Origin of the sequence: Halorhabdus utahensis DSM 12940, from assembly GCF_000023945.1 — an archaeon.
Taxonomy (GTDB): domain Archaea; phylum Halobacteriota; class Halobacteria; order Halobacteriales; family Haloarculaceae; genus Halorhabdus; species Halorhabdus utahensis.
On sequence record NC_013158.1, the window covers coordinates 1,620,586 to 1,640,349 of the forward strand.

General features: G+C 61.7%; 17 protein-coding genes. 5 read left to right on the top strand and 12 right to left on the bottom strand.

What is annotated here, in order from left to right; genetic code table 11:
• The first annotated feature begins 175 nt into the window (after positions 1-175).
• Complete coding sequence (locus HUTA_RS08000; RefSeq protein WP_015789387.1) at positions 176-3,046, top strand: DUF1508 domain-containing protein; 2,871 nt, start codon at positions 176-178, stop codon at positions 3,044-3,046.
• A 113-nt stretch (positions 3,047-3,159) separates the two neighbouring features.
• On the top strand, positions 3,160-3,360 hold the full coding sequence (locus tag HUTA_RS08005) for a DUF7535 family protein (RefSeq protein WP_015789388.1): 201 nt from the start codon (positions 3,160-3,162) through the stop codon (positions 3,358-3,360).
• Positions 3,361-3,387: 27 nt separating this feature from the next.
• Here the strand turns inward: HUTA_RS08005 and HUTA_RS08010 are convergent, their stop codons facing one another.
• From HUTA_RS08010 to HUTA_RS08030, 6 genes are all read right to left on the bottom strand, one after another.
• Positions 3,388-3,735: a hypothetical protein gene (locus tag HUTA_RS08010; protein ID WP_015789389.1), complete on the bottom strand. Its 348-nt coding sequence runs from the start codon at positions 3,733-3,735 to the stop codon at positions 3,388-3,390.
• A gap of 349 nt (positions 3,736-4,084) precedes the next feature.
• Positions 4,085-5,458 (bottom strand): outer membrane protein assembly factor BamB family protein, encoded by a 1,374-nt coding sequence (locus HUTA_RS15060; RefSeq protein WP_015789390.1) that lies wholly within the window; start codon positions 5,456-5,458, stop codon positions 4,085-4,087.
• A gap of 3 nt (positions 5,459-5,461) precedes the next feature.
• Entirely contained in the window at positions 5,462-7,852 is a 2,391-nt protein-coding gene (locus HUTA_RS08015) for a PKD domain-containing protein (protein WP_169304886.1), read from the bottom strand.
• A gap of 362 nt (positions 7,853-8,214) precedes the next feature.
• On the bottom strand, positions 8,215-9,216 hold the full coding sequence (locus HUTA_RS08020) for an alpha/beta hydrolase (RefSeq protein ID WP_015789392.1): 1,002 nt from the start codon (positions 9,214-9,216) through the stop codon (positions 8,215-8,217).
• A 117-nt stretch (positions 9,217-9,333) separates the two neighbouring features.
• Entirely contained in the window at positions 9,334-10,674 is a 1,341-nt protein-coding gene (locus HUTA_RS08025) for a sensor histidine kinase (protein WP_015789393.1), read from the bottom strand.
• A 199-nt stretch (positions 10,675-10,873) separates the two neighbouring features.
• The gene (locus HUTA_RS08030) at positions 10,874-11,704 is read right to left on the bottom strand and encodes an alpha/beta fold hydrolase (RefSeq protein WP_015789394.1); all 831 of its coding nucleotides are present in this window, start codon (positions 11,702-11,704) and stop codon (positions 10,874-10,876) included.
• A gap of 135 nt (positions 11,705-11,839) precedes the next feature.
• On the opposite strand from HUTA_RS08030, the gene HUTA_RS08035 reads away from it, so the two are divergent.
• The 3 genes from HUTA_RS08035 (at position 11,840) to priL (ending at position 14,479) form a co-directional block, all read left to right on the top strand.
• The gene (locus tag HUTA_RS08035) at positions 11,840-12,583 is read left to right on the top strand and encodes a DNA polymerase sliding clamp (protein ID WP_015789395.1); all 744 of its coding nucleotides are present in this window, start codon (positions 11,840-11,842) and stop codon (positions 12,581-12,583) included.
• Between the two features lie 153 nt (positions 12,584-12,736).
• On the top strand, positions 12,737-13,342 hold the full coding sequence (locus tag HUTA_RS08040; protein ID WP_015789396.1) for a DUF7139 domain-containing protein: 606 nt from the start codon (positions 12,737-12,739) through the stop codon (positions 13,340-13,342).
• A gap of 51 nt (positions 13,343-13,393) precedes the next feature.
• Positions 13,394-14,479, top strand: coding sequence for a DNA primase regulatory subunit PriL (gene priL / locus HUTA_RS08045; RefSeq protein ID WP_015789397.1), 1,086 nt, complete (start codon positions 13,394-13,396; stop codon positions 14,477-14,479).
• A 26-nt stretch (positions 14,480-14,505) separates the two neighbouring features.
• Here priL and HUTA_RS08050 read toward each other — a convergent pair whose 3' ends face one another.
• From HUTA_RS08050 to HUTA_RS08080, 6 genes are all read right to left on the bottom strand, one after another.
• Positions 14,506-14,772, bottom strand: a complete 267-nt coding sequence (locus HUTA_RS08050; protein WP_015789398.1) for a DUF7472 family protein — start codon at positions 14,770-14,772, stop codon at positions 14,506-14,508.
• 798 nt (positions 14,773-15,570) lie between these two features.
• Positions 15,571-16,089, bottom strand: coding sequence for a Holliday junction resolvase Hjc (gene hjc, locus HUTA_RS08060; RefSeq protein WP_015789399.1), 519 nt, complete (start codon positions 16,087-16,089; stop codon positions 15,571-15,573).
• A 78-nt stretch (positions 16,090-16,167) separates the two neighbouring features.
• Positions 16,168-16,845 carry an ATP-binding cassette domain-containing protein gene (locus tag HUTA_RS08065; protein WP_015789400.1) on the bottom strand — a complete coding sequence of 226 codons (678 nt, stop codon included), beginning with the start codon at positions 16,843-16,845 and terminating at the stop codon, positions 16,168-16,170.
• Entirely contained in the window at positions 16,845-17,915 is a 1,071-nt protein-coding gene (locus tag HUTA_RS08070) for an ABC transporter permease (protein ID WP_015789401.1), read from the bottom strand. Before HUTA_RS08070 ends, HUTA_RS08065 begins: the two co-directional genes overlap by 1 nt.
• Complete coding sequence (locus HUTA_RS08075) at positions 17,912-18,958, bottom strand: hypothetical protein (protein ID WP_015789402.1); 1,047 nt, start codon at positions 18,956-18,958, stop codon at positions 17,912-17,914. Before HUTA_RS08075 ends, HUTA_RS08070 begins: the two co-directional genes overlap by 4 nt.
• A 135-nt stretch (positions 18,959-19,093) precedes the next feature.
• A complete protein-coding gene (locus HUTA_RS08080) occupies positions 19,094-19,612 on the bottom strand; it encodes a hypothetical protein (RefSeq protein WP_015789403.1) in 519 nt (172 codons plus the stop codon).
• Positions 19,613-19,764 lie beyond the last annotated feature (152 nt).

Below are 19,764 nucleotides of genomic sequence, written 5' to 3' on the forward strand. Positions count from 1 at the left end.
CAACGCGAGTGTCGTCCCGTTCTGTTGGCCTCCCGCCGCGTTCGTATCATCCGGTTTGCCTTCTGGGAGATAAATTATGCTTACTTGAGTGTTTCTAAGAGCCATTGCGGATCAAACGGCCGTGAAACGTGTCGCATATTTATTTAGTCCTGTTCTAGATATGGGGTGTTCAATCATGGCTATCGGCGACATTCGCGACCAAAAACTCGTCGAACTGTACCACCGGTATATCGGAGAACCGGAGTCGAAACGTGACGTATACGGCTACTGGCTGTTGCTTCTCGGGAGTATCACGGGGTTGCTGGGCGTGTCCGTCTTCCAGATCGAACAGCTCTTCTTCCCGGGTAATTTCGAGATCCGGGAGATCGCCATCGTCCTGTCGGCGATCGGGCTTGCGATCGGGCTGTTTGCCGTTATTGTGCTCTTGCCGGTGCGTCGACGTGGGATGCAAGCGAGCGTCGTCGGGCTCGCGATCGCCTTTCTCAGTATCTTCGCCTTCACGCAGGTCTATCCGGGATCCTGGACGGTCGGGCCAGCCTACAGCGCCGAGATCATCGCCCTCTACACGCTCGGGATCGGGATCCTCGTCGCCGTCGCGATCCTCGTCCCGATCGTCACCGGCGAGAAGGGGCTGCTGGTCGAACCGGAACTCGGACTCGGGACGGAGGAGGCACCGATCCTCGTCGGTGACGCCACGCGGGACGCATTTTTCACCGTCTACGAGACGCCGACGAACGACTGGACCTGGCGAACCATTCGGCGTGACGCGATCGGGCAAAGTGCCACGGCCGTCTCCACGGACACCGACGCCCGGATGGAGGTCGAGACAGTCCGGGAGAAGATCGCGGGTGCCGGATTGCTGGACATCACGACAGCGGCGTTCCGACTGTATCAGACCGCGGACGAAGCCTGGGAGTGGTCGCTGGTTACCGCAGACGGCAGCATCATCGCCGCAAGCGACGATTCCTACGGGGACCGCGACGGTATCGAGTCCGCCGTCAATTTCCTCAAAGAGGAGACCCCGGCGGCCAGCCTCGTCGAGATCCAGGGGGCCGCCTTCGATATCACCCAGGACGAGGGCGACCGCTGGCACTGGCGACTCATCGACGAACGTCACCGACCACTGGCCGCGGGACCGGACGATTACGCCCAGGAGTCGGCCGTCGAGTCGGGTATCGACCGCTTCGTCGACTGGGTCGAGGATCCGCGCGTCCTCGCCGTCGAGGCGGTCGCCATCGAACTGTTCGATGACGAGGACGGCTGGCGGTGGCGAGTCATCGATGCCACCGACACCCGGCTGCTCACCAGCGACGCGACCTTCGACGCGCGAGGCGACGCCGAAGTCGCGGCGACGACCATCGCCGACCATCTCTCGGAGGCGGCCGTCATCGAACATGGATCGCCCGGCTTCGAGGTCCACGAAACGAACAGCTGGGCCGGGGGGGATTCCGACTTCGAGGGGGCGGGCTGGACCTGGCGGCTCCGGGACCAGGCCGACGAGATCGTCGCCACGATGGACGGCCAGACCGCCACCGAGGGCGACGCCACCGACGCCGCCGAGCGCACCCGCTCGGCACTCGATCGGACGGAAACGATCGAGTTTGAGGGGGCTGACTACGAGGTGTATCCCGCCGAGGGCGACTGGCACTGGCGACTGGTCTCGGCCGAGCGGGACGTCCTGGCCGACAGTACCGTCGCCTTCGATGGGAGGGAGGCGGCCGAGACGGCTGCCGATCGGGTTCGCGAGCAGGCCCTCGCCGCCGACCTCATCGAGTTCGAACAGGCCGCCTTCCAGCAGTACGAGTCCGACGGCGAGTGGCGCTGGCGGCTTATCGACGAGGATGGCAAGGTGATGGCCGACAGCGGCGAATCCTACGAGGACAAAAGCGAGGTCATGGAGGGGATGCGGACGCTGAAGGAAAACGCGCCCGACGCGGAGGTTCTGGAGATCGACACCGCTGCGTTCGAGATTCACCTGACGGCGGCCGGCGAGTACGCGTGGCGACTCATCGACGAGGGTGGGAAACTCATCGCCGAGAGCGCCAGATCCTATCCGTCGCGGACGATGGCCCGGGAGGCCGTGGACTTCCTGATCGAACACATCGATGACGCGGCCGTGCGGGCGATGGAACACGCCACCTTCCAGCTCCTCAGCGACGAGGAGACCTGGACCTTCCAGCTGATCGATACAGACGGGACGATCCTCGCCGAGTCCGTCGAGGACTATCCCACCTACGACGACGTGACGACGGCCATCGCGGACGTCCGCGAGGCCGGAGCGGGCGCACCGATCGACACGATGCGAGAGGTGACGGTGCAACTGCGACAGAATGCCGGGTATCACTGGCGACTCATCGACCGGGATCGGCGTCCCGTCGCCAGCGGCGAGCGAACCTACGAGACCCGGAGCGCCGCCGAGGCGGACGTCGACCGCCTCCTGGAACATGCGAGCCACGCACCGGTGTTCGACATCGGCCGTGGCGTCGTCTGGATCGACCGCCTCGAGGACGAGTGGCGGTGGCGACTCGTCGACGCTGACCGGACGGACCTCGCCGTGAGTCCCCAGGCGTACGATAGTTACGAGGCGCTCATCGACGACGTCGAGACGGTCCAGGCTCAGGCCGCCGACGCCGAACCGATGGACATCGAGACGCTTGCGTTCGAGCCATACCGTGAGGGTGACCTCGACGGCGAGGCGACGGCAGGGAGCGACGACGGCGATGCGGGGGTCTGGCGGTGGCGACTCATCGACGAACGCGAGACGGTGCGGGCGGTGAGTGCGGCCAGCTACGAGAGCCGGGACGCGGTCGCCGACGCGATCGATGACGCCAGAGCGACCACCGAGAAGGCAAGCATCCTCGAAATCGACGAGGTGTCCTTCGAGTTCGCCCAGCGCGACGACGGCTGGATCTGGCGGCTCATCGACGAGAACGGCTCGGCGATCGCCGAGAGCGTCGAACCACACGAGACTCGCCAGTCGGCCCGCGAGGAGATGCTCACCGTCAAAGAACACGCGCCCGAGGGGGAGACTGTCGTCGCCTGGTGACTTCCCGGTCGAAGCCGAGCCGGACGATCGCCGAGAACACACCTCCGGCCCGTAGCCGGCGCATCTTGTGGCAAGTGCGGGTCTTTTATAGCCTGTCCGGCCTTACGAAGAGTATGAGCACGTCAGAGGATAATGGGGCCATCGAAGAGGCGCTCCGGACGGTCACGCCGCTGTCGACGGAAGGCCCCAACCTGCAAATGAACGTCGTCGGGTATCTCGTCATGCTGCCGATCCTGTTTTTGCTGTTGCCCCTGCTGCCGTTCGCAGCGCTGTATATCGTCCTCTCGAAGGGTGCGAAAGCACTCCGCGGGTAGTCAGTTCGTCGCGTCCGATTGCGCTCGTTAGTTCTTGCCGACGAACGTCGCGTCCGCCGAGGTTCGACCCTCGTTGAACGAGAGCACTCTCGCCCGGATAACGTCACCTTCGCTGACGTCAGCCGGGACATCCTCGGCAAACAGCACGAACCCCTCGACTTTCCCGACGGCGATCCGCTCGCCGGAGTGGTGATCGGTGAACTCGACGACGCCGAACTCGTAGACCTCGCCGAGTTCGACCGGCGGCTCCCGGCCCTGGGCCGCGTCGTGTGCCCGTTTGGACGCGGCTGTATCAGCCGATCGAGCCAACCACAGGACCACCACGATGGCGAGGACGAGGCCAACCCCGCCAGCAATGAACCAGATTTCGTCCATGACTCGCCTAGCGTCGTGGTGATCAATGACAGTGGCGGTTGGTGGCTGGGAACTCTATTTCGTTTAGTGGGGGCTTGCATCTCTGTTACGAGATCGTCTGCCGTATCAACGGGCATGGCTGCTCATCGCATGTGCTCCAACCAACTGAAAACTAATCATTTATAATCAGCGGATTCGCAGGGGCCGTTGCTATATTTTCGATAAATTGGCACTCACAGTAATATCCCGCGGTGTCATTTGAAACGGATTCGATGGCGATGCACTGGGCAACCCGTCGAATTGCAGGCTTCCCTCTTCGATTGTCTCCCTGGAACTCGGGGATTCTCCAAGAATCCATTCCGAGGAAATACTATTTGATACATATATCGGGCAGAGAGATAAGTTCCCCCTCTTCGCTTCCTATATATCCTCTCCCAGTATTGTCGATGGTCGCTGCCCGAATTCGAGTGTCGAGTGAAATTGAGGCATACTGGTAGCTTGTCGTAGCATCGAACAGAGACACAGCACCGCTGTCAGTCGTGATTAGCGTAATTCCACCACTCACGACAGGCTTCACACCAATTGCGCCAGTGGTCGTCTCTGACCAGGAAACTGACCCATCATTGGCGTTTACGGCTGAAAGAGTTCCATCAGCGCCACCGACATACACACTATCATTGCTCACGGTGGGGGTTGAGCCAGGTGAGCCGCCATAAGCGACACTCCAGCGAACCGTTCCATCAGTCGTGTCAATTGCGTAGAGTTCGTCGCTTGCGACGTAGAGTGTGCCGTTCTCTTCGGTGGGTGAGGCGTGCCCGATAGTGGACGCGGTCGAAAAGCGCCACTCTCTCCCCCCAGTTGCCGCGTCGAGAGCGAGAATATTTCCTTGTCGAGTTGATGCGTACACCGTACTGTGCGCAACCTCGATCGTTGAGTAGATCGGTGATTCAGCAGTGTAGCGCCATCGAACCGTCCCATCGGATTTCGCCAGCGCGATTACTGTTCCGTCGTTTGATCCGACGTATACAGTATCGCTATCCACGTCCGGAGAGGAGACAATTGCGCTGTCCGTCTTCGTTTGCCACTCGAGTGTCCCTGTGTCTGTCGAAAGCGCATAGACAGCGCCACCGCCGCCACCGATGAAGACGCGGCTCCCCGAGATTGTCGGTGAGGAGTCTGAGAGCGAGCCTTGTCTATCGAACTGCCATGATATCGAGCCGTCTGTTCGATCAAGCGCGTATACCGTCTGATCGAGACTCCCGACGAACACCTGCTGAGCGGTCACTGCAGGGACTGCATATTGGATCCGGCTCGGGACAGTGAACGACCACGCGCGCGAAAGTTGTGGCTCTGGAACGCTGATCGTCTGTGAAACACTATCTTGAATGCCATCGGCGTCTTTCGCTTCGGCGAACACCTCATACGATCCGTCCGGAAGTCCTGATGAAGCTTGCAGTGTAATTGATGGTCCGACTGACATGTCCGGATTGATTGTCTGCCAGAGCCATTTGTTCTCCGTCGCGTTCCATATTCCACCGTCATCTGTTCGGCTGACAATTCTCCAGCCACTGGGAAGATTCAGGTCGAGGATGTACCCGCTCGCAGAAGCGCTCGTATTCGTTAGTCGAAATGTGACTGTGAGGCTGTCGCCTCCATTGACAGCGCTTCGCGCTTCAATGGAGAGTGTTGCCGTTTGACTACCTGTTGCCCTGACTCCGTCAGCTACAGCGGTATTTTCATCCATAGTTCACACCTCTGTCCCCGTGCGCCAGTGTTCGAGAAGAGCAGCGATCTTGCTGTCACTGATCTTCTTTCCATTCGTGTTTGGCACAGTTTCGCCAGCGCGCCAATATTCGACCGCGGTGAGGACTTCAAAGTCGCCTATCTGGCCGTCACTATTCTTGTCGATCGCTTGCTCAATCGTCAAGAAAGACTGGTCCGCTTCGACGCTAAGTGGTTTGGTCGTCGAGTTCGTATTGCCGTCGCCGTCGGCGACAGTCAGCGACACATTGTAACTTCCAGCACTGCTGTAGGTATGTGTTGGATTGGTACTACTGGAACTGTTGCCGTCACCGAATTGCCAGTCGTAAGACTGGATCGATCCATCCGGATCGGAAGCGCTCTCACTGAACGACACTGTTTCATCTGCTGTGGGATTCGATGGGGTATATGTGAAGTCAACCGACGGTGGACTATAATTTGGGTCAACAGTCACGTTGACCGTATCGTGTGTAGTGGCACCACTATCGTCGGTAACTGCCACGTCGAACGTCAACTCAGTCGCAGCCGGGACATCTGGCGCGGTGAACATCGCAACAGCTTCATCAGCATTTTCGATTGTGACTTCAGGATCCGGGAACGCCCCCATCACCTGGCTCCACTGGTAGGAGAGCGCGTCACCATTCGGATCGAGCGCAGTGGCGTTAAGTCTAACCGTCTGCTCGTTAGCGACAAGATGTGGTGCTTTGGCCGTTACAATCGGTGGACTGTTTTCGGGCCCATCGATGGTAAGCTGATACCTGAACGTATCCCGTAATCCCTTCCGAGTCGATCCGTACGTTGATGCATCGGGTTCCGTGGTCACTGCAAGGTAGTAACCGCCGGTCGTATCGGGCGAGAAATCCAGCGTCACGCCACCTCCATCGTTATTATAACTCCTGTCGACTATCGACCCGTCATTATCATAGACTGCGACTCGTGCTGCATGATCAGTTGGATTATCGACTATCACTGTTGCGGTGAGTTCCGAGCTGGAAGTCGCTGACACGTGATAGAGATCGAAGAAGCCGTCGGTCTTATCAAGGTAATTATCACGTACTGAGAGCGCACCCGTAAGCGACGTGCCGGTTGTCAGAACCGGCGCGTCGGCACCGAGCTCGTAGGCCCGGAGTTGATAGCGGAACGTATCCGTCCGAGCAGCAGTCTCGTCATCGTAGACATCGTCAGAATAGGAACCAACCGCACCGATATCGTTCGTCGTCGCAATCAAGGTGTACTGCCCGGTAGCATCGAGTGAAACGGATTCTAGCTGTGCTGATCCTTGTACGTCATTATAGCTTCCGAAGACCTCGGTACCGTTCGGTGCGTATAGCCTCAACTGTGCGGCCTTTGTAGTCGGCTGATTGACCCGCATCTCGAAATTCAGGGTCTTTCCCCGCTCTCCCTCAAACGTATATGCGTCGTAATAGCCCGCTTGATCGTCGAGATAATTATCGGCTTCCGAGACTGAGTCTGTGATATTTTCACCGATATTTAACGCTCGATCGGGGCCCAGTCCCTCATACAGTCGAAGTTGATACTCGAACGTATCCGTCCGAGCAGCAGTCTCGTCATCGTAGACATCGTCAGAATAGGAACCAACCGCACCGATATCGTTCGTCGTCGCAATCAAGGTGTACTGCCCGGTAGCATCGAGTGAAACGGATTCTAGCTGTGCTGATCCTTGTACGTCATTATAGCTTCCGAAGACCTCGGTACCGTTCGGTGCGTATAGCCTCAACTGTGCGGCGTGTGCAGCGGTAGCGTGACCACTACTCCCGTTGGGCCGCAGTTCTGCTGAGATGGTTTGTCCAGTTTGTCCCTCAAACGTATATGCGTCGTAATAGCCCGCTTGATCGTCGAGATAATTATCGGCTTCCGAGACTGAGTCTGTGATATTTTCACCGATATTTAACGCTCGATCGGGGCCCAGTCCCTCATACAGTCGAAGTTGATACTCGAACGTATCCGTCCGAGCAGCAGTCTCGTCATCGTAGACATCGTCAGAATAGGAACCAACCGCACCGATATCGTTCGTCGTCGCAATCAAGGTGTACTGCCCGGTAGCATCGAGTGAAACGGATTCTAGCTGTGCTGATCCTTGTACGTCATTATAGCTTCCGAAGACCTCGGTACCGTTCGGTGCGTATAGCCTCAACTGTGCGGCGTGTGCATCGGTAGCGTGACCATTGCTTCCGTCAGGACGCATCTCCGCTGAAATCACGTCACCACTCTCCGCATAGAAGGTGTAGTTCTCGTGATGACCCGCCATCTCTTCATCAAATCGGTCACCGGCGTCGAGTTCGCTCTCGATCGTTTCGTTGAGAGCGATACCCTGGTCAAACGTTCCATCTGTCGTGGTACTAGTATCGCTCGCCACTGCCCCGTCGACCAGTGCCCCGCCTGCACATAACCCAAGTAGTACGACCGCGACGAGTCCTGCCGTCCGCATAACGACTCTGTCGCGTTTCGAGATATGATTTCTCACTGTGGACAGTGCACTGATTAAGCTATTTTGGCCAATGACATATTTTCTCATGATTTCGTCTAATATATGAGTTCTTGAGTGGGGATATTATAAAAGTGGTTATCGTGACGGAATTTTGGATAATGAGTCTTCTTTCAATTAATAAAAACACTGGGGAGACCGGCAACGCTGCATACCGAGGTATATTCATTGTCGCTGACTTGCAGTCTTGCGATGTCGGCCTGTCTCGGATCCCCCACGGCACAGAGCGACGCTCACTTGATAGTTCGTTCGAGAAACTCCAGGATCGCTTCGGGACCAGCGGGTGGGAGATCACCGAAGAGGCGATCGGGTGACCCGCCTTCCTCGACATGTGTGGCCTCATAGACCGACTGGGCGTGGGTCGGATCCGCCGCGAGCAGGTCCATCGCCACACGTTCGCCTTCGATCTCCTCGACACGCTCGACCCAGACGTGGTTCAAGTCGTGTAATTCGTAGAAGACTGCGTCCACCCCGGCGTTCTCCAGCGCGTCGAAAAACTGCCGGCTGTGTTCGACGGCGACCACTTCGTCCTTGCGGCCGTGCATCAACAGCGCTGGCGGGCTCTCGGGCGTGACGTGCGTGACGGGGCTGGCCTGTGCCCACCGCTCGGGGTGTTCAGACTGGGGGCCGCCCAGCAACAGCGGGATGAGTCCATCGTCGTCTTGTGCCTCGTCGCTCATGTCTTCGATGAGCCGGAAGTCGGTGGCACCGTACCAGCTGATGACCGCCTGGACGGCACCGGATTCCGCGGGCGCGACGGTCTTCTCGACCTCGTCGGCGAAGGCGTCCCCGAGGTCGGTAACGTCGTCGACGACGCCCGCGAGCAGCGCGAGATGCCCACCCGCGGAGGAGCCCCACGCGGCGATCTGGTCGGCGTCGTAGCCATAGTCCTCAGCGTGTGCGCGAAGCCATCGAATCGCGGCTTTCACGTCGACGAAGTGGTCGGGGAAACTCCCCCGCGGGGTGGGGTTGTCCGGGTCGTACATCTCTTCGACGCCAGCACCGTCGGGCGCTTCCTGGAGGCGGTAGCTGACGCTGGCGATGGCGCAGCCCCACTCGGCGGCGTACTTCGCGGGATCGGGGATGTTCGAGCGCGTCGCCGCGATCCAGCCACCACCGTGGACGTAGACGACGAGTGGCGGGTTCTCACGTTCCGGGACGTACAGATCGAGTTTCATCTCACCGCTTTCACGGTCAGCGTAGGGGATGCCCTGGTGGATAGTCGGGTCGCTCATTCTATCCTAAACCAGCTAGTTTGAGACAATAAAAGTATAAAATTTGCATCCGGATGCGGCCGACAGTTCGAGGCAGTGCTGGCAGCCACACCAGGCGTGCTCCGAGACGACAATCCATCAGGGATATTCCAGGTTCCGAAACTCGAACTGCGCGCCGCCCTGGGACGACGCCGTCACAGCGACACGCCAGTCGTGGCCGCGAGCGATCGTCCGAACGATGTCGAGACCGAGGCCAGTCCCGTCCGATTTCGATGAGTTGCCCGGTTCGAAAACGTCCTCGTGTTCATCCGCGGGGATGCCCGGGCCATCATCGGACACGAAAAATCCTTCCCCGTTGCCAAGATCGCCGACGGTGACCGTGATGTCGTTCCCAGCGTGTTCACGCGCGTTCCGGAAGAGATTCTCGAACAGCTGTTGGAGCCGGTCTTCGTCCGCCAGTATCCTTACCTCAGTGTCTACAGTGAGTGTCATCTCCTCCGCGTCGACGGTATTCCACGCCTGCGTGGCCGCTGAACCGAGCGCAACCGGCTCCAGGTCGCCGACAGATTTGCCTTCTCGGGCGAGCGTGAGCAGATCGTCGATCAGGGTCTCGATCCGATCGAGCGCAGTGGCGGTCCGTTCCAGATGCTGTTGGTCGCCCGGTGCGTCCACGAGTTCGAGGTTCCCGGCTGCGACATGCAGCGGGTTCCGGAGATCGTGACTGACGACGCTTGCAAACTGTTCGAGTCGCTCGTTCTTCTCCGAGAGCTCGGCGACGGCAGTCTGGAGATCCTGTTGAGTCTTCTTGAGGCTGGTCCCGTCCGTGATGATCGCAAACGCACGTCGTGTCCCGTCGTACTGGTACGGAATCAGTCGGAGACGGTAGTATCGAGTGTCGCCGGACACCGATATGGAGAACTCGCTCGTGAGTGGCGTCCCTGCCTCGGCGGCGGTGTGAAGGTCCTCGTCGACGTCATCGAGGTCAACGACGGATCTGAATTGCTGTCCCTCGTAGTTTCCATCGGTCGGGAAGCTCTTCTGAAACTCGTCGTTCACGGCAACAATGGAAAACGTGTTCTCGCTGAGAGACAGATCTGCGACCGCGGTTGGTGCCCGCTCGAACAGCGATTTCCACCGGTTTCGATCGCGGTCGGCGCTCCCCAGGGCCTGCCTGGTTCGGCTGTTCTTCGTGCCGGCAAGTCCGCCCGCTACTGCACCGCCGACCGCCGCCTGTAGGATTGCGACGAGCGAACCAGTCCCATCGCCCACGATCCATAACCCAAGCGCAACGCCTCCAAGCGCCCCGCCAGCGCTCCAGACTGCCACTGTCGTCCAGTCTACCCACTCGATGCGGCGGTCGACATATCCAACTATCAGCAGTGACGCGCCGCCGAGCATGACCACGATCAGTGCTTGCAATGATGCAGCCGGCACACCCGGTTGAACCAGCCATTGGCTCCCGGTTGCGAGCCCAGTCATCGGGACTCTTTGCGCTCCGCTTATGTGTAGCGCGAGAGATAAGTCCATTCCCTGATTGATTGTGATTGTCCCGCAACTATTGTTAGCGTTGCGCTGTGGTCGCCTGAGTTGATAATAACTCAATTCTGCCTGTTGACACGAGTACACGGGACATCGGATCGGTGATGCCAGAGCGAACGGGGCCGCTCGAATCGCGCCGTCACACCGTCTCGAGGAACGCCCGGAGCTCCTCGGTCGCACGCTCGCGTTCGTCCCAGAAGACGCAGTGTCCGGCGTTCTCGACGTGCACGATGCGCCCGTCCGGGAGGATGTCCGCGATCTCGCGTTCCCGCTCGCGTTCGGCCTCCTCGGCGTCGGCTTTCAGGATGAGCGTCGGTGCCTCGATGTCGCCGTAGGTCTCGGTGGGGTCGACAAATTCCCCCTCGGACACGCGGCCGATCTCGGGTCGGAGCCGTTGTCTGGCTTCGGCCACGCGGCGGGCGAGGTCGGGCTGTCCGCGCTCGGCGAGATCGCTGAACATGGGATCGGCTTCGAGGAGTTCTTCGACGCTGTGGTCGCGCCACCACGCGATCTGCTCAGCGATATCCGCACCCGGATCTTCCTCGATCACTTCGTTGACTCCCTCGAGCATCCAGACCGGATCTTCGAGGATGACGGCTCGCGGTCGGGCCGGTTGATCAGATGCTGCCTTTGTGACCGTATCGGCACCCATGGAGTGGCCGAACAGGATCGGGTCTTCGAGATCGAGCGCATCGAGCACGCCCAGTAAGTCCGCTGCCCGCGCAAACGCGCCGTACTTATCGTCGGGGGCTGCCGAGCGGCCGTGCCCGCGGGCGTCGTACAGCACGACGTCGAAGTCGTCGCCGAGTTCACGGGCGAGGTCGAGCCGACAGTACCCGTCGTCGGTGAAGCCGTGAGAGACGACGACTGGCGGCCCCGATCCGTTCGTCCGGCAGTAGTGCAACTCGATGCCGTTGGCCTGGACGAAGCCACGCTCCCAGTGCGCCGGGATCTCCCCTTGTCCACTCATCAGGGTGAATCTCACGGCCGGGGCAGAAAAATGATACTGCATTGCTCGGCCGGGACAGTCACCGATCGTCGTCGCGGACTGTCGCCGACCCAACGTGAAGTCTTTTTAATGGATGCGGTCGTACCTCGCTGCAAGATGTTCAACGCCATCGTGAGTGCGGACACGCTGCGGACGGCACTGGACTCCGTCAGCGTGCTGGTCGAGGAGTGTAAGCTGCGGCTCGAAGCAGACGGCCTCGAGATCCGGGCCGTCGACCCGGCCAACGTCGGCATGGTCGACCTGACGCTTTCGGCGTCGGCCTTCGAGTCCTACGAGACCGACGGCGGCGTCATCGGGGTCAACCTCTCGCGGCTCGAAGACATCGCCGGGATGGCCGATTCGGATCAACTCATCCACCTCGAACTCGACGAGGAGACACGCAAGCTCGAGATCGCCATCGACGGCCTCGAATATACGCTCGCGCTGATCGACCCCGACTCCATCCGTCAGGAGCCCGACCTGCCCGACCTAGACCTCGCCTCTGAGATCGTCCTCGAAGGCCGGGACGTCGATCGGGCAGTCACTGCCTCGGACATGGTCAGCGACCACGTCGCCCTCGGCGTCGACGAGACAGACGAGCTGTTCTACGTCGACGCGGAGGGTGACACCGACGACGTCCACCTCGAACTGGGTCGCGAGGACCTCATCGACCTGACCGCTGGTCCGGCCCGGTCGCTGTTCTCGCTGGACTATCTCAAGGACATGAACAAGGCGATCCCGAACGACGCCGAGGTCACGATGGAACTCGGCGAGGAGTTCCCCGTCAAGATGCACTTCGACATCGCCGAGGGACAGGGCTCGGTCACCTACATGCTCGCCCCCCGGGTCCAGAGCGACTAGGCGGCGAGACCGGACAGACCACGCTTTCGGCCCGGAACAGCCCGTCGGGTCGACCGCGCGATGGCGGCTCTCCCGTTTTTGCGGCCGAACGGCCGCTCCCGTCTTGCGTTCGTCTGACGTATCGTTTTGTGTGTGGGGATCGACGAGTTCGGTATGCCAAGCCTCGGCGAAGCCTACGACGATGCCCGCTGGGGTGATCGTCGCCCGCGCCAGATTCACGCCGGGATCGCGGTCTTTCTCGCTGGCGCGCTCGCCGTTGTCGTGGCGATCACCCTCGTCACGACCCCGCTTTCGGATGCGCTGGGGCTGGACACAGTGGCGACCTATCGCGTCAGCGGGGTCATCGCCGGCGTGGGCGTACCGGGGACGTTCCTGGGCGTCGTCGCCGTCTTGCCCTCGAGTCGGCGTCAGCGACTCGGGGTCGCGATCGGTACCGCGGTCGCCGCCGGCGGCGTCGCGCTGTTCTGGTACGCCTACCCCGCCCACTGGACGGCAACCCAGCACTCGCTGGCCTTCCATACCGCGGCCGTCTACTTCTTCGGCGGTGCGCTCGCGCTGTGGTTCGTTTTCGCCACGCTCGCAAACTCCCACGTCCGTAACGATCCCCACGGAACGGTTCGACTCCGCCTGACGCGGCAGGGTGAATCCCGGGTCGTCGAGGTGAGCCGGGACGACTATCAGCGATACGCGGCCGCCATCAGCGACGGCGGCGAGGATGCGCAGGTCATCCGCGAGATCGAGTCGAAATACGACGAGTGATCGATCCCCAGTCCCGAGGCTTTATCTCCGGACAGTCCAATCGACGTGTCGATGGAGTCGCTTCACGCTCGGTATCCGTTTCTCGACGCGTCCAGGCAGGCCGTCGAGGCGGCCGACGTCGATCTCGCGACGGTCGTCGCCCAGCGCGGTCCGGCCGTCGACCGGGGGCGCGAGCGCGTGGAGTCGGCGTTGTTCGAGGGGACCGTCGGTGATACCCATCGCCGGACGCGCGTCGAGTTGCTCTCCTATCCGGTGGCCCGGGTCATCGTCTCGTTGATCGATCAGCCGGCGCTGACTCACCGCTACGCCCGAGCGGAGGCCGAAACGGCGCACGACCGATTCACCGCGGAACTCGCCGCGGGCGAGTTCCGGTCGACCGACCGACAGCAACTCGATCTACGGACGCTGCTCGCCGAGTTCGAGCTGACGGGAGACGTCGAAGCGCCCGGGCCCGGTGGACTGACGGACGCGGATCGCTTCGCGGTCGACGTCGGCGCGTACCTCGCTCTCGCGGCCGGCGAGCGCGGCGAGTCCTGGCGACTCGTCAACCGCTCGTTGACTGACGGCCAGGTACCCATCGACCGTGGGGAACTCCTGGACTTGCTCCGGGTGGCCGTCGAGGAACGGATCCTGGATGGGTTGCCACTCGCCGTGCCGGAACCGATCGCCGACGCGCTCGCCGAGGACGTCGCGGCCGTTGAGGAGCGACTGGACGAACTCGATCTGACCCGCGAGATCGACACGGTCGTTCCCGAATTGTTCCCGCCGTGTATGACTGCACTGCTCGATCAGGTCCAGAAGGGCGAACACCTCCCCCACCATTCGCGGTTCGCGATCACCTCGTTCCTGGCGTCGATCGGGATGGCGACCGACGACATCGTCGATCTCTACGAGGTCAATCCGGGCTTTGGGGAGGAAATGACCCGCTACCAGACCGATCACATCCGAGGGGACACGTCACCGACTGAGTACTCCCCGCCGTCGTGTGCGACCATGCAGTCCTACGGTGACTGTGTCAACATGGACGACCTCTGTGAGGCGATCTCTCACCCGTTGAGTTATTACGAGGCGAAACTCGAAGACGCCGACGAGGAAGAGATGATCGACTGGCGTGAGCGTGAGGAAGCCGACGAGTAACTCTTGGACGGTTCTGTCCGCGTCGATCAGGCCGAGGGGTCGCTGGACCCCTCGTCACTGCCGTCCGTATCGTCCTCGGACGTGACGTCTTCTGTGTCCATGCGCGTGAGCGTGAGTCCCGCCCCGGACATGACGATGATGAACCCGACCAGTGAGGCGACCAGTGCGTATCCCCCAGCCGGTCCGATACCGCCGTCGGTCGAATACGTCGTCGTGAGCACTGCCAGTACGCCGATGAATCCCACGACGATGATGATGGACACGGCGGCCTCCAGGACGGTTTGGCGCTCCATTGTCTCGCCCGTTCGTTCCACAGGCCACTCCAAAAGCGCTTCGAAGCGTGGCTGTCCTCGCCCGCCCGCCTGGCTGATCTGACCGTGTGATTTAGGGGCATGGAACACCTACGTTTCAAGTGGACGCAGACAAGAAACCAGCCGCGTCCGATCCCCTATGACCGAAATAGGCCTTCAGGTCCGGGGTCAAAAGCGTCCACTTGCACCGGACCCACGGACGATGGACGACCGCGCCGCCCGGGCGTGGACCGAACCGATGGCGGTCCGACCGCTCGGCGACGGAACCTACGCCGTCGACAGCGCGAGCGGCGCGACGTACGTCGTGGAGCTGTCCACCAGCTCGTGTACATGCCTCGATCACGAGATCCGCGAGGAGCGTTGCAAACACCTCCGGCGTGTTGCACTCGAAATCACGCTCGGTCGCGTCCCGCCGCCGGGAAATCGACGGGCACTGTGTCACTCCTGTGGTGTCGAGACGTTCGTCCCCGAGGACGAACCGAACCCCGCGTTCTGTGATTCCTGTCGACTCGAGCCCGGTGATCGCGTCGTCGACCGGGAGTCCGGTGACTGGCTCGTCGTCGCCGAGATCACGGACCGCCGCGCCAGCGAGGTCTGGCTCCCGGCGGCTGGCTGCACTGTCGCCGAGTACCCGACCAACAAGGCCTACCCGGACGATGACCCCGTCGTCGAGGTGGTTTACGTCGATGATGTGGCCGGCGACCGCAAGCCAAGAGGCTACGCGTTTCCGTTCTCCCGACTCCGGCGCCGTTCGACAGACGGACTCACCGGAGGCGACGATCACTCCAGCATTTTGGCGGCTTCCTCCCGGGAGAGGTCGCCGCGCTCGAAGGCGTCGAGGATGTCGAGGGTCGCCGAATCCGGGCCGCCGTCGCCGACTTCGTCGAGGCGGACCTTCTCGGAGTGACCGACGAGTTCTTCGAAGTCAGTTCCCTCGGCGAGTGCCGTCTCGTGTTTGACGCGGTAGTTACCGCCGTCGGTCGTATAGAGGTCGGCCGGGTGGAAGAAGTACCACGCCTCGCGGTCGAACCGGACGCCGATCCGTGGGCGCGCGCCGAAGTTCCGCGAGAAGAACAGCAGTGCCTCGACCTCCTCACCGTCGAGATAGATCGGGTCGCCGGCGCTGGACTTGGCTTCGATCGCGTAGAAGTCCTCACCGTCGCCAGCCAGCACGTCCGGGAGTTCGCGCTCGGTGGCCGACCCGCTCGCGGGCGCACGCATCACGGCGAAGCCCGCCTCGTCGAGTTCGTTGACGAGTTCGCGCTCCCGGCGGTCGCCTTTCGCGTTCGATCCTACCATTGTCAGACCCTTGCCGTGGCTCCTCTTGAACGCGTCGCCTACAGAACCGACGTGTCCGACCGCCCCAACCACCGCCGATTAGGTCTCGTCGGTCCTGATCGAGTCACGATACAGTTCCGTGATCTCCCCGTCGTGAGCGGGTGCCGTCGCTGGATCGCCCGTCCACTGGACGCGTCCATCGGCCAGAATCGTCACCGTGTCCGCAATCTCGATGAACCGGTCGTGGTGGTGGGTCGCGACGACGAACAGCCGGTCCGGTCCGGCATACTCGAGGAAGAACTCCCGGAGTCGACCGACGTACTCGTCGTCGACGTCCGCGAGCGGTTCGTCGAGCAGGACGATATCCGGTCGATTCACGAACGCCAGGGCGACGTCGAGTCGGGACCGAAATCCCGCGGAGAGGGCCCCGGCGGGTCGATGGGCCATCCGGGTCAATCCACACCGCTCGAGTAGCGTTTCGAGCCAGTCCGTCGACGCCCCGGCGATCTCCCCGAAGGTTTCGAGGTTCTCCCGGACCGTGAGCCCCTCGTACACCTGCGGTTCCTGGAAGCTACAGCCGACGGAGCCGTCGGGGATCGACAGCTGTCCGGCATCGGGGTCCGTCAACCCGAGCAGGAGACGAAACAGGGTCGTCTTGCCCGCGCCGTTGGGTCCGAGGACGATGTGCCATCCCGGCTCGAACGACAGCGAGATCGCTTCGAGGGACGTTGCCTCGCCGTAGGACTTCTCGACGTCCGTGAGTTCGATCGGCTTCATCAGTGTCCTCGTTTGTATGTCTCGATCGTGAGCCACATTCCCGACAGTGACAGTCCCGCGACGACCGCAACGGCGGCGATCCAGGGGGCGTACACTCTGGCCGGAACCGCCCGCAGGAGTTCGCTCCGGACGACGATCATCGCGTAGTGGAGTGGGTTGTGCCGTGCGACGAACTTGCTCAGCGGGGAGAAAAACCCGGCCGGATACGCGAGGTTCGACAGCACGACCAACACGAAAAAGCAGACGACGTTCAGGACGCGCCCGGCGTCGCTGAAGTCAGTCGCGAACGAGATCGAGATACTCAGCCCCGAGAGGCCCATAAACGACAGCACCAATACGCCGACGGCAACGACCGATGGCGGCTGGAGGCCGTAGCCCAGGAGTCGGCCGACGAGGTAGATAACGCCCAGACTCACGAGGACCAGCCCCGTGACGAAGACGAGTTTCGCGACCACCAGCCGATGGAGTGAACTGTCCAGCCGGAGGCGATCGAACACCTGGGCCTCTCTGGCGAGCACGGCAGGGACGTACGCGAACGCCACCAGCATGACCACGAGCATGGCCATCGTCGGCAGGAGATACTCCGAGAGACTCTTCCGGTCGCCGATGACGTGTCGCTCGCCCGTGATATCCGCCGGGAGCATTTCGTCGAGCGAATCCGATAGCATGGTTCCGAGCACCTGGGACGGCATGCGATAGATGGTGACGCTTCCGTGGACGGAGATGTCGATCGTCGCCGAACCGTCGGTGTCGGTGATCCCAGGGGGAACCTCGATGACGGCATAGACCTGCTCACGACGGAGCTGGGAAAAGGCCGCGTCGCGTGAGTCGACGATTTTCGGATCGGAGACGAACGCGACGCCGCCCCGGACCACGTCGAGGTCCGCCTCGGTCACGTCCTCGTCCGTCGGCGTGATCGCAACCGGGGAGTTCTCTGGCAGGGTGTGCTCGAAGAACAGCGTCCCGCCGGCCACGACGGCCGGGACGAGGACGAACAGCACCACGAGCGCGAGGAGGCGGTGTTTTCCCCAGGCGATGTCCTTCCGGAGCAGCGGACCGATGCCCCTCATGGCTCGCCGGCGTTCCTGGTTGTGTCTGTGAGGTCCACGCCAGTCACCTCCGCGAGGAACTCGGCAGCGCCCTCAACGACAGTCACCGCGACATCGGCAGGCCCGGACACCTCGACCACGACCGTCGAGGCACTCCTGTCGACGGTCACCGCCCCCAGCGCCTCGCGTGTGTCCCCGTCGGCCGTGAGACTTCGCGCCCCCGCGAGTGCGCCGTCGACGGTGGCTTTGACGTCCTCGGCGTCGGCAGCACTTTCGGCGTGCAGCCGAACGACGGCACCGACGCCGTCGTCGTCCCGATACGCCTTGCCGGTGACCGACGTGAGCGCGACGAACTGACCCGGATCGACCATCCCGCCGATCCCGGCTGTCCCGAACGGCAACTCGTCGGGCACGCGCGCGGCGGCACCGAACGGCAGCGACCGTGTCGCCGCCAGCCGACGCCGGAGGTCGCCGTCGACGGGGTCGAGAATGCCTGCATCGACGTCCATCGCCGCCCGAACTGCCGGCGGCGTTCCGATCGCATAGCTCCCGTCATCGATGACCCCGAGAGACGGGCCGGCGTCGCCGGATTCGTACAGCGGTCGGTCGCGGTACGTGTGGCGAGTGAGCGGGAAATCGGCCTGCTCGAGGGCGTCGACGAACGACTTCGCCGACCAGTTCGAATCGATACGGAGGCCGACGTATCGACGGTCGGTGTCCGGCCGGTATTTCGCGAAGCCGACCGCCGTCTCTGCGTCTGCCGGGTCGAGGTCAGTTCGCGTCGAAAGCGCAGCGAGCGCTGACTGGCTCTCGGCATCCGAACCGCCATCTTCCCAGGGCAATAGCGGAGCCAGCCCCGCGTCGACGACGCGCCGCACTGCATCGTCGTCCAGAAGGGTTGCCACGTCGGCGTGGGCCACGGCCGAGACACCTGCCGGGACCGTCTCGACATCGTCCGTGGGATCCGTCCCGGACTCGCCGCCAAGCGACGTACACCCGGCCGTGAGAACCCCCAGCGTCGACGTGCCACCGAGTCGGAGGGCCTCACGCCGACTGATTTCCATGCCCAGAATCTCGGGAAGATACGGTAAAAATGTACCTCACTCGGTCGATCTAAATTTATTTTTGGATGTCATGAATGGGGTCGACGTGGTTCTGCGTATCTGCCTGTTTGGGCCTGCCATCGAGTGACGGCTTGGTCACTCGGTGGTGGCCCCGGTCGACTGATCTCTATTGGCTGGTTTGACTTCTTCGACGAACCCCTTCGCTTGCGCTAACGATCCGAATTCGTGTGCGCGGGTCCCGGCGACTCCCGAGTCACCATATATATCGACTGTTGCATGGATGTTGGTGGCTTCAACATGGTCGAAGGATTGACTCACCCACTTGTCCCGGTCGGACCTGCGACTTTCGACGGTAAACACTGCCGGATCGGTATTCCATCCGTAGAGTAATCGACTGTTCACGTCGACCCAATACAGCGGCTCCTCGTCCCCCCTCGGACTTGCGTCCATCCCTGGGATTTCGTAACTATCTTCGTGGACAACTGTGCCATTACGTTTCACTCGCGCATCGACTTCGGCTTCTCCAAACCACGTATTATTGAGACGAACGCACCAGAGCCGGTGTTCCCGCCTGAATGGATCCAGGGCGATATAGCCCGCGCCACCGATCGCGGCTGTCCCGCCCAGCGTTGCGAGAAACGTCCGTCGGTTCATGTCGAGATCATCTTCGACCTGATTTCGAATCTTGCAGTAAATCTAATAAATATGTTCTGATCCGGAGTCGTCACCGGTCACGACGAAAGCGAGCGGGAGAAGCTGTACTCACGGGGAACGCAAAATCCATTGCCGATAGCGGTCTCGTCTGC